Annotated in this window: 11 protein-coding genes, 1 pseudogene and 1 riboswitch; of the genes and pseudogenes, 5 read left to right on the top strand and 7 right to left on the bottom strand. The window is 69.0% G+C overall.

The genetic code is table 11. The features are described 5' to 3' along the window. Positions 1 to 16: 16 nt before the first annotated feature. The 6 genes from iolE to M878_RS57035 form a co-directional block, all read right to left on the bottom strand. Positions 17 to 931, bottom strand: a complete 915-nt coding sequence (iolE, locus tag M878_RS57060; protein ID WP_031224389.1) for a myo-inosose-2 dehydratase — start codon at positions 929 to 931, stop codon at positions 17 to 19. Next, positions 928 to 1,479: a hypothetical protein gene (locus M878_RS57055; protein ID WP_023545482.1), complete on the bottom strand. Its 552-nt coding sequence runs from the start codon at positions 1,477 to 1,479 to the stop codon at positions 928 to 930. Before M878_RS57055 ends, iolE begins: the two co-directional genes overlap by 4 nt. Further along, a complete protein-coding gene (locus M878_RS57050; protein ID WP_023545481.1) occupies positions 1,476 to 2,588 on the bottom strand; it encodes a ferritin-like domain-containing protein in 1,113 nt (370 codons plus the stop codon). Before M878_RS57050 ends, M878_RS57055 begins: the two co-directional genes overlap by 4 nt. Next, positions 2,585 to 4,510 carry a GMC family oxidoreductase gene (locus tag M878_RS57045; protein ID WP_023545480.1) on the bottom strand — a complete coding sequence of 642 codons (1,926 nt, stop codon included), beginning with the start codon at positions 4,508 to 4,510 and terminating at the stop codon, positions 2,585 to 2,587. The genes M878_RS57050 and M878_RS57045 overlap by 4 nt, the downstream gene beginning before the upstream one ends. 76 nt (positions 4,511 to 4,586) lie before the next feature. Then, a complete protein-coding gene (locus tag M878_RS57040) occupies positions 4,587 to 5,885 on the bottom strand; it encodes a glycoside hydrolase family 15 protein (RefSeq protein WP_209445501.1) in 1,299 nt (432 codons plus the stop codon). A 1,179-nt stretch (positions 5,886 to 7,064) separates the two neighbouring features. Then, complete coding sequence (locus tag M878_RS57035; RefSeq protein ID WP_023545478.1) at positions 7,065 to 8,039, bottom strand: magnesium transporter CorA family protein; 975 nt, start codon at positions 8,037 to 8,039, stop codon at positions 7,065 to 7,067. 217 nt (positions 8,040 to 8,256) lie between these two features. On the opposite strand from M878_RS57035, the gene M878_RS92140 reads away from it, so the two are divergent. Then, entirely contained in the window at positions 8,257 to 9,753 is a 1,497-nt protein-coding gene (locus tag M878_RS92140; RefSeq protein ID WP_078630214.1) for a protein kinase domain-containing protein, read from the top strand. 172 nt (positions 9,754 to 9,925) lie between these two features. On the opposite strand, the gene M878_RS57030 is transcribed toward M878_RS92140, so the two are convergent. Then, on the bottom strand, positions 9,926 to 10,138 hold the full coding sequence (locus M878_RS57030) for a hypothetical protein (protein ID WP_023545475.1): 213 nt from the start codon (positions 10,136 to 10,138) through the stop codon (positions 9,926 to 9,928). 251 nt (positions 10,139 to 10,389) lie between these two features. On the opposite strand from M878_RS57030, the gene M878_RS57025 reads away from it, so the two are divergent. The 4 genes and pseudogenes from M878_RS57025 (at position 10,390) to M878_RS57015 (ending at position 15,013) form a co-directional block, all read left to right on the top strand. Then, positions 10,390 to 11,085, top strand: a complete 696-nt coding sequence (locus M878_RS57025; protein ID WP_023545474.1) for a glycerophosphodiester phosphodiesterase — start codon at positions 10,390 to 10,392, stop codon at positions 11,083 to 11,085. A 195-nt stretch (positions 11,086 to 11,280) separates the two neighbouring features. Further along, positions 11,281 to 11,427: pseudogene (locus M878_RS96150) on the top strand (IS481 family transposase); the annotation flags it as partial. A 447-nt stretch (positions 11,428 to 11,874) separates the two neighbouring features. Next, positions 11,875 to 12,054: riboswitch (M-box (ykoK) riboswitch) on the top strand. Positions 12,055 to 12,374: 320 nt separating this feature from the next. Beyond that, positions 12,375 to 13,721, top strand: coding sequence for a magnesium transporter MgtE N-terminal domain-containing protein (locus tag M878_RS57020; RefSeq protein ID WP_023545472.1), 1,347 nt, complete (start codon positions 12,375 to 12,377; stop codon positions 13,719 to 13,721). After that, positions 13,718 to 15,013: an NRAMP family divalent metal transporter gene (locus tag M878_RS57015; protein ID WP_023545471.1), complete on the top strand. Its 1,296-nt coding sequence runs from the start codon at positions 13,718 to 13,720 to the stop codon at positions 15,011 to 15,013. The genes M878_RS57020 and M878_RS57015 overlap by 4 nt, the downstream gene beginning before the upstream one ends. Positions 15,014 to 15,288 lie beyond the last annotated feature (275 nt).

Genomic DNA, 15,288 nt, shown 5'->3' with positions numbered 1-15,288 from the left:
CGGTGTCCTCCGTTCGCTACCAGCCCAAGACGTCGGCGAGGTAGGCGCGGGCCTTCTTGGCGTACTCGAGCGGGATCGCCTTGTTCGGGTCCTGCTCGGCTTCCACGACCAGCCACCCCTGGTAGTCGGCATCGGCCAGCACTTCGAGGATGGGCCGGAAGTCGATCGCGCCGTCTCCGGGCACGGTGAAGACGCCGAGCTCGACGCCCTCCTGGAACGACAGGCCTTCTTCCCGCACCCGGCTCACGACCTCGGGCCGGATGCTCTTCAGATGGACGTGGCCGATGCGGTCGGCGTAGGCCCGGGCCATGTCCAGCGGATCGTCGCCGGCGAAGGCGATGTGGGCGGTGTCGAGCAGCAGGTGAACCAGGGCTGGATCGGTCGAGGCCATCAGCCGGTCGACGTCGGCCCGGGTCATGACGCCGGTACCCATGTGGTGGTGATAACTGAGCTTCATCCCGGCCGAGTTGGCGATCTTCCCGAGTTCGTGCAGGCCCGACGTCAGGGCGTCCCACTGGGCGTCGGTGAAGATCGGGCGGTTGGCGAACACGTCGACGGGGAGCAGGTGCGACGAAGCTCCGAACTCGGCCACGACCAGCTCGGTCCCGCCCAGTGCCCTGACATGGGCCAGCGTCTCCTCGAAGGCGGCGATCGTCTTCTGCCGCATCTTGCTGATCGTGAAGTATGTGCTCGTCCAGGGCTCGGACACCCGAAGGCCGCGGAGATCGAGGGCGGCCTTGAGCACGGCGGCGTCCGAGGGGTACTTGTGCCCGATGCTGCAGCCCTGGAAGCCGGCGAGCGCCATCTCGCTCGCGGCCTGGCCGAAGGAGATGCCGGCGTCGATGGTGGGGAAGTCGTCGTTCCACCACAGGGTGCAGCAGACGCCGAGCTTCACCTTGTCCGGGCCGAGGCGGTCCGCCAATCCTGTCATTTCGTCGCCCCTTTCAGGTAGCGGTCCTCGATGCGGGGTGGCTGGGCCCAGGAGCCGTAGCCGGGCCCCTTGGCACCTGGAGGATTGGCCCCGATGGCCCGCCACAGCAGCCCCTCCTGGTACGAGGCGGCGGTGACCGTGGAGGTCTCGCCCGCGGCGTGGGCGCCGTAGCGGTCGGTCCACTCGGGTGGCAGCGCGTACCACATCCCGGCGTACCAGAGTTTGATCACATTGCGGGCCACCGGGCCGAGGCGGTCGTCGCTGAAGATCCGGTGGCGCAGGGCCCGGTCGAGCAGGGCTCGGTCGAGTGGGATCCGGTCAAGCCTTCCGGCATCACCGGCTGCGTCGGCCCGGGCCGCCCGGTGGGCGTCCAGGAGGGCGGTGACGATCTCGTCGCCGCAGGCGGCCCGCACTTTGGCCAGGTACCGGCGGGCCAGACCGGTGCCGAGCAGTTCGGTCTCCTCGAAGGCGGTGAGGTCGACCGAGAGGCGGAGGAACTCCTCGAACTCCTCGAACTCCTCGTACTCTTCGGACGGCGGTGCGGTCACCGTGTCACCGCCCGCGCTGTCTCACCGGCGGACTGAGAGGCCTCCGGATCGGCCCCGACCGCGGTCGGGATCTCGAAGGTAGGGGCGGCGTGCAGGCCGCCGCCGCCGGGCAGAGGGTTGCGTACCAGCCGGTTGAACCCGTCGCGCAGGCGGAACATGTCGCAGACGGCGTCCTGCAAGAGGCCTGGCTGCCCATTGAACGCTCTGGTGAGCAGGGCGAGGAAGGCCCCGTATTCGGCGTTGAAGTCCCGGGCGACACGGGCGAGTTCCGATCCCGCCGGGAAGTCGGCCAGCCGGGCGCTCACCTTCACCTTGTACACATCGTCCCAGCTGATGCTGAGCGGCGGCCCCGAAGGGGCGTCGGGGCCGTCGCCCACCTGGTAGTAGCGGCCGAGCTGCAGCTGCCGGAACCGGTAGTAGTGGGCCAGCTCCCCGTCCGCGTCGTAGATGCCCGAGTCGAGGCCCTCGCCCTGAGCGGCGATGAATCGCAGCGCCTGCCGGGCCGAGTCCAGATCGGAGACGACGATCACCGCCCCGCCCCCGGAGTAGTAGTACTCGGGCCCCACCTGCAGGGCCGGATTCCCGCAGAAGAGCCCGGGGTCGTCGGCCGCCACCTTCTCCAGGCCTTCGATGATCTCCGCGTAGAACTCGCCGATGCTGTAGAAGCGCATCCCTTCGGCCGTCGGGCTGGAGGCCAGGAGCGGCCTCCCGCTGTCGGCCCTGCGCACCAGCCGTGCGCCGGCACTGGGGGCCTTGCCCGGCCGCTCGATCTTGCAGAACGTCTCCACCGCCTCGGGGGAGAAGGGCCGCAGGTCGACGGTGAAGTCGTCCTCCCCGTCGGGCAGGTAGGCCGGGTAGGACGGCACGAAGCCGGGGCGGGTCAGGTCGGGCTTCCCGCCGATGGCGTTCAGGACGTTGGCGACCAGGGTCAGGTGCAGCATCTCCTCCACCGCGGCCACCCGGATGATGTGGGCGGCGTCGGAGTTGGTGGTGGAGTGTATGGAGTAGTACGCGGTCAGGTAAGGGGGGATGGTCGCGTGCTCGAGTGCCATCGCCGCGTGCAGGTAGCTGATCAGGTCGTCACGTTTTTCGATGGTCGACGCGGTCACCGGGTCACCCCCTGAGGCTGGCGCCGGGTGGCGGCGTTCGAGGTGACCTCGATCGGTGCGGTCTCGGCGTCGAGCTGGGCCAGCATGGCCCGGACGCTGCGCAGGCACAGGGCGGCGATGGTGAGCGTCACGTTCGACGTGCCCACGGTGGGCATGCTTCCCCCGCCGACCAGGTAGAGGTTCTCGTGATCCCAGCACCGCTGATCCGGGTCGACCACCGAGGTCGACGGGTCGCGGCCCATCGTGTGGGTGCCGGCGAGATGGTTGCCCCCTCGGATCTCGTACCCCTCGCCGGCGTGGACGGCGTAGCCCCAGAAGTTCGGGTCGTACTCGGTGTGGTCCTCGGCTCCGAGGCGGGCGAAGATCCGTCGCGACAGCTGCCGGGCGTACGCCACCCCCCGCATCGTGTAGTCGGGGATGTCGTAGGTGAGGATGGGCCGCATGTTCCCCAGGTGGTCGGTGTAGGCCGGGTCCACGGTGATCCGGTTGCTCGGGTTGGCGGGGACCTCGACCATGAACGCCAACTGCAGCTGGCGGGACACCCGGTCCACCAGGCCCTGGCGGAGGGATTCGCCGTGGCGGCCACCGGCGTCCACCAGGTCGATCAGGTCGGTCATCGGCGCCCCCCGGGCCCAGCCCCATCCGTCGTTGTGGATGTCGACGCTGAATGCCGCCTGGCGGCGGCGGAAGCGGCCCCCGCGCAGGTCGGTGATGCCGCCCGTGCAGTTCGTGCCCCGGAAGGTGCCGGCCACCTCTGGCAGCAGGGCCCACGCCAGCAGATAGGCGTGGTCCATGAAGTTCCGCCCCATCAGGCCGCTCGAACTGCGCAGGCCGGAGGCCAGCATCAGCCGGGGGTTCTCCACCGCGTTGGCGGCCAGGATGAACAGCCGGCCCCGGGCTCGCATGCTGGTGAAGCCGGGGCTGTCGGGCCGGTCGTACCGGCGGTACTCGATCTCTGTCACCCGGCGGGTCTGCTCGTCGACGTGCACCTTGTGGGCCACCGCCTGGGCCACCAGGTCGACCCGGCCGCTCTGGAGGGCCACAGCGAGGGTCTTTCCGGCGTTGTACTTGGCCTGCACCGGGCAGATGGGCACGCAGTTGTTGTTGCCCTGGCACCGCCCGCCGACCTCGACCTGGTACGTGCTCACCGCCCCTCGCGGCAGGTAGCCCTTCCCGCCGTCGTAGGCCGGGTTCGGTATCCCGTTCCGCCCCTGTGGGAACGGCCGGACCCGCAGCTCTCGCTGCTCCCCGTCGAGCTCGACCGGCATCCCGTCGAGGTCCTTGGCGACCATCCGGTCCAGGTACGACAGGGGCAGCCCCTTCATGGGGAACACGTAGCCCTCGTCGAAGGTGATCCCGAGGTAGGCCTGGTCCTCGACGTCGGCGGAGACGCCGATCTCGCGTTCGGCCTCGTTGTAGTACGGGGCGAGGTCCTCGTAGGTGAGCGGCCAGTCGGCCCCCTCGCCGTAGAGCGTGCGCATGCGGAAGTCCTCGGGAAGCATCCGCAGCGTCTTGGCCTCCCAGTGCATGGTGGTGCCGCCGAGGACCCGCGTATAGGTGGTGTCGGTGGCGAAGGGCCCGCTCTGGACGATGTAGGCCGAGGCGTCGGGCGCGCCCGGGAAGATGCGCCGTGCGTCGGTGCCGCGGGGCATCGGGGCGTTGGCGAAGACCGGGTAGGGGGACTGGTTGTCCTTGCTGGTGGCCGAGTAGAAGCGGTCGAGGTAGCTCTCGTAGCCCCTCAGGGTGAGGTCCTCGGCCGGGCCCGCTTCGAGAATCAGTACCCTCTTGCCGGCGTCGCTCAGCCGCGAGGCGATGAGGGCGCCGGCGATCCCGCCGCCGACGATGACGGCGTCGTAGAGAACCTCGGCCGCCGCCGCGGGGTCGGTGCGCTTCGCCGCCCCCTCGGGGAACTTCGCGTACATGGGGCAGTCACTCCTCCGCTGCCAGGCGCGGCCGGGACCGGTGTGGTGGTGGGGATTGGAGTCGGTCGTCCATGGGTCACACGGCCTCGGCCCGGGCCCGCATGGCGGACAGGTAGGCGGCATAGCTCCACGTCAGGTTGTGCACACTGCGCTCGAAGCCGGTGGTGCCGTCGAACTGCTCGGAGAGCTCCAAGTTGTCACTGTGGTAGACGACGGCCCGCACCATGGCGTCACCGGTCGCCGTCAAAGCGGCGGCGGCTGCCGCCGGGGCCGTGGACGCGTCGATGCCGGACTGGGCGAAGAAGGGTGCGGACAGGTCGTCCACGGGTACCTTGCCACTCGACTTGATCTCGGAGGCCAGCTTGTAGTGCAGCTCGGCGACGTTGCACGTGGAGAGGGCCCAGGGGTGGCCGCCGAGCACCGGGTGCGCGGTGTCACCGTCGTAGACGTCGCCCGGGTAGCGGCCGAACAACGGCCCGATACCGAACGCCTCCTTGTCGGCCTTGTTGATCGAGTAGAAGGCGATGCCGCCCTCCTCCCACTGCGAGCGCAGTTGGGCCGCTGTGGCCAGCAGCTTGGTGTCGGTGACGGGGAGGGCGCCGTAGACGGCCGACTGGACGATGTCGATGTTCGGGTCGTAACCGCTGACGACCGGATTCTGGGGCGATGGCTGGGCCCCGTCACCGGGGTCGGCCAGCATGCTCACGTACTTGATCCCGTCCCAGTGGCCCGCAAGGGCCTGGCGCAACCACTTGATGGCGGGCCGCAGTCCGGTCGGCTTGTCGATGCCGACGATGGTCGAGGCCTGGACCTCCTCGAAGCAGCGCAGCTGGGCGGAGCGGGCGAAGAAGCTGTACCCGCTGTGCTCCTCCCACAGGTTCGTGGTGGGGCCCTGGTAGACGCCGAGGAGGTAGGCCACGTTCGCGTTCACCAGGTCGACGGCCCGCTTCTGGGTGCCGAGATCGAGCTGGTCGTAGGCGGCCAGGATGGTGACCGTCTGCAAGGCCGGACCGTCGTTCTGCTCGGTCCACGGGCGGGCGTCGCCGGCGATGTTGAAGCAGGCGTGACCCTTGGTCAACGGCGGCTGGATGCTGGAGTGGCAGAGGTCGGCGAACTGCACGTAATCGTTGAGCGTCTGCACCGTCCCGCCCGGGCGGGTGAGCATGTCGGCCTTGGCCACCTCCATGGCCGTGATGGCCCCGTCGCGCACCCAGTTGAAGACGTAGTCCTCGTCGATGCCGGGGGTGTCGGCCGGGAAGGAGGGGGCGGCGATGATGCACCCCGGCTTCGAGTCCCGGGAAATGTCGCCCGGCGACTGCGGATCGCTGAATACGAAGCCGTCACTGGCGATATTCCGGAACATGTAGGTATACATGATCGGCACAAGCGACGGCAGATCTACCGCTCCCGGAGTAAAGGAGATCTGGACGTTCGCCCGCGCTCGGGAAGTGTCGGCTGGCCGGTTCGTGCGGGCAGGCGTGGTGGACTCGGACATCGCTGAACTCCCCGTTGTCTTTCGAGCGGAACTATCGGATACGGTCGGCGCCCTGGTCGCGTGGATCCAAAGGCTTGGAACCGAGTGCGTCCATGAGTTGCCTCCACGGGGTGCGGGGGCTTCCGGCGCGAGTAAGCCGGATGGACGGCGCAAGAGGGTGCGGAGGGTTCACAGGGACTTCGGTGGCAGGGCTGCGAGTTGGTACCGCTTTGTTGTCGCTGCTGGTAACGCCTGGCGCGCAGCCACGCGCGTGGGTGGCCGGGAGGATGCGCGGACAGTTGCGGGACTTCCCTTGACGGGACGAGTTGCGGTGACCTGAATGTGCATCAGAGCCCGTGTCTGTATGCAACTTCCCAGGGGATGCGCAGCCCCGTGGGACTCCGGCGGTGTCACATGCCTGCCGAGCAGGGCAGGCAAACCGATTATCTCGGACTCATGATTTCGCCCTGGGGGCGCGGCGAGGGGAGTGGCGCACGACAACGTCGTCAGGCCTGCGATGACATTCTGAATCAGGTGCTCGAGTCGACACCATTCCCCTAATCGCGTCAATAGGGAATGCATCCCATCGTCCCCCCGTTTTCTCAGAAAGCGCGCGATGCAGAGACTTTTCGGTAGACCGTTCCACGCGATGGGTATGGCATTTAGCGTGCCATTTGGCGTGCCCTTATCTTTGCGTACCGCAGGCTACAGCTAGCCGGGGAGGTGCCACAAGAGGAAATTCCAATGTTGCGTATGAGGTTGGGGTAATCGGGTGCGGCTCACTGTTGCATAACTGTGCGTCGAATCCGGATGGTGCGCGTGAGCATCTCCCCCGTTCTGTTTCCCAATGACGGCGTGGGGTGCGCCACCGCCTGGTCGTGGTGCTGGGGCTGACCGCGTGCGCGGTTCTGGCCGGCACGACCTCGCTGCCGGCGGTGGGCGAGTGGATCGCCGACGCCCCGGCCCACGTCCTCGAAGCAGCGCCTCCTCGGTCGTCCGGGTGCTCCGCTCGAGGTGGATGGCGAACAGTTCACGTGATGCCGTGGCTTCGGCGGGCAACAGGTGCAGGCAGGTCTGTGCTCAGATCCAGTCCTTGCGCTTGAAGACGAGGTAGAGCACGACAGTTCCGACAGCCATGACACCGGTGGACGTGAGAAAGCCGACATGAGTATTGAAGCCCGGATATGGAACGTTCTGTCCGTAGAAGCCTGTGACGGCGGTGGGCACGGCGATGATCGACGCCCAACTGGTGACCTTCTTCATGATCAGGTTCATGCGGTTGCCCTGAACGGTCAGATTGGTTTCCATGATTGAGGTGATCATGTCCCGCAGTGACTCGGTCCACTCGATGGCCCTGAGGACATGGTCGTAGACGTCCTGGTAGTAGGGGAGCAGCGGCTCGGCGACGATGTGCAGGTCGCGCCGGAGAAGACTGTTCACGACCTCCCGCATCGGCAGTACCACGCGACGCAGCCTGGTCAGGTTCTTGCGCAGTGCGTAGGAGTCACGCTGGACGGAGTCCATCTGCTGGCGTCCCTCGTCGAAGAGCAGGTCTTCGACCGCTTCGATGCGGTCGTCCAGGTCCTGGACAGCGGCGAAATGACCGTCGACTATGTGGTCCAGCAGCCCGTGCAGGAGGAAGCCCACCCCGTACTTGGCGAGATCGCTGTTGTTGTCCCAGCGCTCGACGACCTTCTCGATGTCGAAGCCCTCGTTCGGTCGGATAGTGATCAATGCCGTGGGTGTGATGAACACTGACAACTCGCTTGCCGTCAGCCGCCCGCTGCTCTCGTCCGTGCTTACGACGTAGGCGCTGAGGAACGCGTGGGTGCGGTAACGGTCCAGCTTGGGTCGCTGGTGTTCCTGACGTGCGTCCTCCACCGCGAGTTCGTGCAGACCGAACTCTTCGCTGATCATGGCGAAGTCGGCGGAACACGGGTCGCACAGGTCGAGCCAGACCGCCACGTCGGGATCATTCACGTATTCGGATATGTCGGCGGTCGGGAAGTCTTCCAGGACCAGGTTTCCGCTGCGGTAGAGCCGTGTTCGAGTCATGGCGGGGCACCTTAAGGCCCCCTGGTAAGAAGTCCCCAATGGAAGGTTATTCAAAAGGTCGGTGGATCTCCGGCCTGCGCCCGCAGCAGCTGTCCCTGCTGATCGGGAGGGTGGAACAGCGGGGCGAGGCGTTCGATGGCTTGGGCGCCGCCGGACGCCTCGGCCACCACCTCGATGGCCTCGGATCGCAGGAGTCGTAAGCTTCGTCGGGTTGCTGATGAACGGGGAGGCGTTAGTGGGGCGCGACACAGTCCTCAGTGGCCGGTACGAGCTGGTGGAGAGGCTCGGGCAGGGCGGCATGGGAACGGTTCATCGGGGGGTGGACCGGCAGCTGCGTCGCACTGTCGCGGTCAAGCTGCTCTCCTCGGCGCTGGCCCACGATCCGCAGTCACGAGCCCGCTTCCGACGTGAGGCACATGCGGCGGCCGCGCTCAACCACCCCGCCGTGGCCATCATTCATGATGTCGGAGAGGAACCCGACCCCGACGGCCCACGGCCATATCTGGTGATGGAATACGTATCGGGCTCGACACTCGCCGAGGTCCTGCGCGATGGCCCACTGCCCGTCGCCGAGGCGATCGAAACGGCATGTGCCGTGCTGGACGCGCTGCAGCACAGTCACGAACACGGAATCGTGCACAGGGACATCAAGCCCTCGAACATCATGCGCACCGGCCCCGGCACCGTGAAGGTCCTCGACTTCGGCATCGCCAAAGCCTTCACCGAGACGGCCACCCGCATCACCGGCAGCGGCGCCGCCATAGGCACCCCCGCTTACCTCTCGCCCGAGCAGATCAGCGGGGCGGAGATCGACCACCGGGCCGATCTGTACGCCATGGGGTGTCTGCTGCACGAACTTCTGACCGGGCAGCCGCCGTTCCGCGGTGAATCGCCGTTCGCCGTCATGCATCAGCACCTGTTCGCCGAACCCGAGCCGGTCTCCCGGCTTCGCTCGCACGTGCCGTCGGCGGTGGAGGCGGTGATTCAGTGTGCTCTGAGAAAGGATCCGAAGGAACGATTCGCTGACGCGCGGCAGATGGGTGACGCCCTCGCCGGCGTCCTGGCCCAGTCCGCCATGCCGACGGCCCAGGCTCCCGCCCCGTTCCCTCCGACGACACGATCCGGCACTCGAACCGCGCTTCACCACAGGTTCGCGCTGCGCCCCACGGTCGACAGCGCCTTGGCCCTGCTGGGGTGTCTGCTGTCGCTGCTGTGCGCACGTGGTCACGTTGTGGACACAGCCCACTTCGGCTGGGTTGCCACCGCGGCAGGCCTGTTGGGGCTGGTGACACTGCCGTGGTCGGGACGCCTGTCGTGCGCAGTGGGCTGGGGGCCTGTGGCGGAGGCCGTGGCGGTCAACTCGGAACTGCGGCGCGCCAATGACGGGTGGGCGCACTCGTACCTCGGGATAGCCGCACTGCTGGCGCTGACGGCCGCCTGTTGCCTGGTCGGCGCGGCACGCAGCAAGGAGGGCGGCGCCGGCTCACTGGTCGCTTTCTGGTTCTGTGCCACCGCGTCGGTCTGGTACGTCCTCGACGACCTGCACAAGCTTTTCGTCTTCTACCTGCTGCTGTCCCTGGTGACCATCGCCACCATGTTGTGGGAGACCCGAGTACATGTGCGGCGCCGGGGTGGCACGAGGCGGGCGGCATTGGCAGGGCAGCCCGTCAGCGCGGCACCTCAGGCACGTCCGCTTGCGCGTCGGCTCGACTGAACTGCCGCTGAAGGGTACGGGTTCGGCGCGGCTTGCAGGCTTGGGACGGTCCGGTCCAGGGCAGCCGACCGGAGCCTCCGGAAGGGTGGGCCGGCCGCGGCGGCCCGGGGTTCGGGGTGGCTCGATGGCCTCCGGGAGGCCAGTTCTCCTTGCGGTGTTGCCAGGCGTCAGGTCACCAGTCGCCGTCGCCGAAATCGCCACCGCCGTCGGAGCCGAAGTCCCAGGAGCCGCCCGCGAGGTCCGAGGCGCTGAAGTCCGCGCCGGAGAATTCGCCGCCCGCCGGCAGACCGATGTCACCCCCCAAGCCGTTACCTCCGCCGGCGAAGGCCGATGGCGCGCTGAGCAGGCTGGCGAGCAGGGTGCCGGGGAGCAGGCCGCCGACCACGCCGCCGGCGCCGCCGAAGCAGCCGCCCGCCCAGGGGGCGTAGGCCGGGCCTGCGTCCCAGGACGGCTGGGCACCCTGGTCGGTACGTTTGTGCCTTGGGGCGCGCTCCGGCGCGGTCCAGGCGGGCCGGGGCGCGCGCCCGGACGGGCCCGTTAGGCTTGGGGGCTCCGACCGGCGGTCGCCCGCCGCCCGGCGGGGGTATGGCGCTCGTGCGGCTGCCCCGGACCACCACACCCAAGGACGGCAATCGAGTGTCTTTCTTCACCATCGGCCACCGCGGTGTCATGGCCGCCGAGCCGGAGAACACCCTTCGCTCCTTCCTGCGGGCCGAACGCGAGGGGCTGGACGGCATCGAACTGGACCTGCACCTGAGCAAGGACGGCGAGCTGGTCGTCATGCACGACGAGACCCTGGACCGCACGACGGACGGCTCCGGTCCCATCGCCGACCAGAAGCTGCGGAAGCTCAAGAAGCTCGACGCCGGACTCGGCGAGCGCATCCCCACGTTCGGGGAGGTACTGGACGCCGTCGGGCCGACGCTGCCGATCCAGGCGGAGATAAAGGACGTGGCCGCCGCCCGGTCGCTGGCCAAGGTGCTCACCGACCGCGACCTGCTGGACCGGGTATCGGTGCTGTCGTTCCACGACGTGGCGCTGATCGAGATCCACAACCTGCTGCCGCGGGCCCGCACCGTGCTGGTGGCAGGCCCCAGCGCGCACCGCGACACCTTCGTCGGCCGTGCTCAGAAGGTCGGTTCCACCCTGGTCAGTGTGGAGCTGCGCCAGCTGAACCGGGCCATCGTGGAGAAGTGCGGCGCCGCCGGCATCGACGTGATGGCCTGGACCGTCAACGACGAGCGCGACCTGGCGCTGGCCCGGGCGCTCGGCCTGGTGGGCTGCGTCACCGACCATCCCGGCATGAAGCGGCTGGTCGAGGCCACGGCCTGACCTCAGGGGGAGCCCACACCCATGCCAGTGGCAGCCGACCCCAATGTTTGCTGCACTGGGGCCATATTGCAGAAAGCCTGGCTCGACCGATGACGGCATCCCGTCACTGTGGCGCCTGCATTCCATCGATTCGCCGGCCCAGTTGACCGTCACTGATCTCCAGGGCCCTCCGACCTGACGGCAGACGGCCCCTGCCTGCCCGCTCTGGCGGGCCAGGACTGGGCCACTGGCCAGCCGGTCCGCCGCTTCGAACGTGCCCGGCCGGGCGAACTGGTGCACATCGACGCCAAGAAACGCTGCCGGATCCCTGACGGCGGCGGCCACGAAGCACTCGGCCGGGCCGTCAGCGTGCCTGTGTGCTGGCCCTCAGGTCTGGAGGGGGTAGAGCCACGCACTGCCGTTGGCGGGATCGGAAAGGATCTCGGAGAGGGGGCGGTCGGCGTAGTCGTCGGTGTGCTGGGTCATCAGTGGTGATTCGTTCCAGCCGGTGCAGATCTGGGTGTGCTGGATGTAGTTGGGGGCGTGGGACAGGCTCCGCCCGGCGCATGGTGCCGCTGGGATGCCGGTCGCCTACGGCCGGCCGGAGCTGTGCGTGCTCGGTACGGCCGTCGTCCTGATCGCCTGGTCCTTCTGGTTCTGCGTCCGCCGCGACCGCGCCCTCGCGGCAGGGGCGGGGGAGACGGAGACGGAAACGGCAGATTCGTTCTCCGTTCTGTTGTGCGCAGGTCAAGGGCCGGTCATGGGTTGGGAGGGCAGCCCGGGGCGGGCGTATTCTTGGCGCGGATCTAACAGACACCTCGTACGGTGAGGCGTCTTCACGGACACAGGCCACTGATCCCACGCGTCGAGAGACGCTCCGGATCACGAAAGGTCTCCCCGGCCCACAGGGGTGACCCCAGGTGGCTTCCCCGCGGATTCGCCGGGGATCACGCCGTGAAGTGCCAAAGCTCTGACGAGTTGGGGAGCGCCGGCCGGTTCGGGCTGCCCTGTGCCGCAGGACCGTGACACCTCGTGCGCGGCCGTGACCGGGAGGAGGCGACATGGACAGTAGTCCGGGCCATAGTCGGCCCTTCTTCGTGTTGTCCGCGCCGTCCTTCCGCGGCCCGGAGCAGCCCTCTCTTCCCTGAGCCCCGCCAAGCTCACCGGCCCACCCGCCAGGCCGTGTGGTGGCGTACGCTCGGCGTGCCCTGCGCCGCCGGCCCGGGGAGGAAGCGTGCTGCCGTGGGCCGCCCGTAGCCCCGCCATGCCGGGGCCAGGGGGTGTTCACCTTGGCTGCTCACACTCTGCTCATGTCCACCTCGGCCCGCTTCCGTGACCGCCGGGTCCATCTGGAGCGCCGCGCCACCGCGTCCAAGGCGGTGCGCACCTCGCTGGTCTCCTTGGCCGGGCTGATCGGCGGCCCCGTCACCAACCAGTCGGGGGAGGAGGTGGGCCGCGTCGTCGACGTCGTCGCCCGGCTCTACGGCGTGGACTCCTACCCGCCGGTCACCGGGCTGATCCTGCGCATCGGCCGGCGCCGGACCTTCCTGCCCGCCGACGCCCTCGGCAAGGTGAACGCCGGACACGTACGGCTGCGTACCGCCCGGGTCGACCTACGTGACTTCGCCCGCCGCCCCGGCGAGGTCCTGCTGGCCAAGGACGTCCTCGACCACCAGCTCGTCGACGTCGACGGCGTGCAGGTCACCCGTGCCGCAGACCTGTACCTTGCTCCCCTGGTGGATCAAGTGGTGCTGGTCGGGGTGGACGTCTCGCTGCCCACCCTGCTGCGCCGCCTCGGCCCGCGCCGCTGGCAGACCCGCCCCACGCCGGAGCGGGTCCTGGACTGGCAGGCCGTAGCGCCCTTCGCCGAACAGGCCACCGAAGGCCCGCCGGAGGTCCGGCTGCGCGCCTCCCGGGCGGCACTGCACCGGCTGCGCCCGGCCGACCTCGCCGACATTCTCGAAGACCTCGGCCGTACCGAACGCCAGCAGCTGCTGGGCTGGCTGGAGCCGGAGCAGGCCGCCGACGCGCTGGAGGAGATGGAACCGGCCGAGCTGGAGAACCTGCTGCGCGAGGCCCAGCCGGAACACGCCGCCCGCCTGATCGACGAGATGGAGCCCGACGAGGCCACGGACGCCCTGCGCGACCTCACCCGTGAGGAGCGTGAGGCCCTGCTGGCACGCATGCCGAAGGGCGGGGCAGCCGAACTGCGGCGGCTCCTCGCCCACCGGGAGGACACCGCGGGCGGCGCCATGACCACGCTACTGATCACCACCCGCCGGGACGAGACCGTCGCCGAGGTGCGGGGGCGCCTGGCCGAACAGGCCGAGCACCGCACCGAGATCGACGCGGTCGCCGTCGTGGACGGCGAGGACCGGCTGTTGTGCGACATCGCGCTGTTCGACCTGGCGGTGGCCGAGGACACGACCCCGATCGCCGACCTGGTCGCCTGGCGGGCGCAATTCGGCCCACCGGACACCGTCCAGGCCGATACGTCCCTGGCAGAGGCCGCCGACCAACTGGTCGCGGCCCGCGCCTCCTCACTCCTGGTGGTCGACGACACCGACCGCCCGATCGGCCGGATCCTGGCCGACGATCTGCTCGACGCGATGCTGCCCGAACGCGGGCGGATGCACTTCCGGAGGTTCCTGCAGTGACCCGCGACCTCGATACCGCCACCACCGCGGCTCCGGAGACTCCCGCGCCCGCGCGCCGCACCGGCTGGCGGCGCATCACCATGATCGCGGCGATCGCCGGCCCCGGCCTGGTCGCCGCGAACGCCGGAAACGACGCCGCCGGCATCGCCACCTACGCCTCGGCGGGCTCCCAGTTCACCTACGGCACCCTGTTCTTCATGGTGCTGGTCACCGTCGCCCTGGTGATGGTGCAGGAGATGGCCGTACGCCTCGGCGCCCACACCGGCAAGGGCCTCGGCGCCCTGATCCGGGAACAGTTCAGCCTGCGCCTGACCGCGCTCGCCGTCTTCTGCCTCCTGCTGGCCAACACCGGCCTGGTCGTCTCCGAGTTCGCGGGCATCGGCGCCGCCTTCGAACTCGTCGGCGTACCCAAGTGGGCGGTCATCCCGCCGGCCGCGATCCTGCTGTGGGCGCTGGTGCTGTTCGGCTCCTACCACTGGGCCGAACGCATCTTCCTCATCATGTCGTTGGCGTTCTTCGCGTACCCGGTCGCCATGATTCTGGGCCACCCGGACTGGGGCGCCGTCGGCCACCACCTCGTCGTCCCGCACATCGAGCCCAGCAAGAGCTTCATCCTGCTCGCGGTCGCGTTGATCGGTACGACGGTCAGCCCGTACATGCAGTTCTACGCCGCCGCGGGCGTCGTCGACCGAGGCGCCAAGCCCGACGACTACCCGCTCATCCGCGCCGACGCCATCCTCGGCGCCGTCTTCGCCTGCGTCATCAGCCTGACGATCATCATCGCCACGGCCTCCGCGATCGGAGGCAGCGGCCCACTGGACTCCGCCGCCCAGGCCGCCGAGGCCCTCAAGCCGGTCGCAGGCCAGAACGCCGAACTCCTCTTCGCGCTCGGTCTGATCGGCGCCTCCGCCCTGGCCGGCGCCGTCGTCCCCCTCTCCGCCAGCTACGCCGTGGGAGAGGCGGCGGGCGTGGAGCGCTCCGTCTCCCGCAGCTTCCGCGACGCCCCGCTGTTCCTGGGCCTCTTCACCGCCCAGATCGTGCTGGGTGCCACGGTGGCGATGACCCCGGTCGACGTCATCCAGCTGCTGATCGGCACCCAGGTCCTGCAGGGCCTGATCAGCCCCGTCGTCCTCGTCTACCTCCTCGTGCTGACCAACCGCCGCTCCGTCCTCGGCGAGGCCGCGAACAGCCCGCGCTACCGCCTCGCGGCCACAGCCGTGGTCATCGGCGTCGCCGCCATGTCCACCATCCTGCTCGTCCAGACGATCCTGAGCTGGTTCGGGCTCGCCTGAACGCGGGATGCGCCCTCGCAGGAAGTAGGCCCGCCGGCCCTTCGCCGGGTGGGGCGTTCCTGTCGCTGGAAAGTGCGGGCGGGTCGTCTGCGGGCCTGCTGAGCGGCTCCGCAGAGTTTCTTGGTGACGAGGGGGTCGTGTGCGTGCGGGGGAGCCCCGGCTCGTTGCCGAAAGGGCCATGGACCGCATCCGCGCCAGGTTCGGCCCCCCCCGCCGGTCGGCCCGCCGCCATCGCACCCTCCGCCGTGCGTCATGACCGACCCGCTTCGCTCGCC

Origin of the sequence: Streptomyces roseochromogenus subsp. oscitans DS 12.976 (genome assembly GCF_000497445.1) — a bacterium.
Taxonomy (GTDB): Bacteria; Actinomycetota; Actinomycetes; order Streptomycetales; family Streptomycetaceae; genus Streptomyces; species Streptomyces oscitans.
The sequence above is the reverse complement of the archived record's forward strand: the minus strand, read 5'-3'. Positions and strand labels throughout refer to the sequence as shown.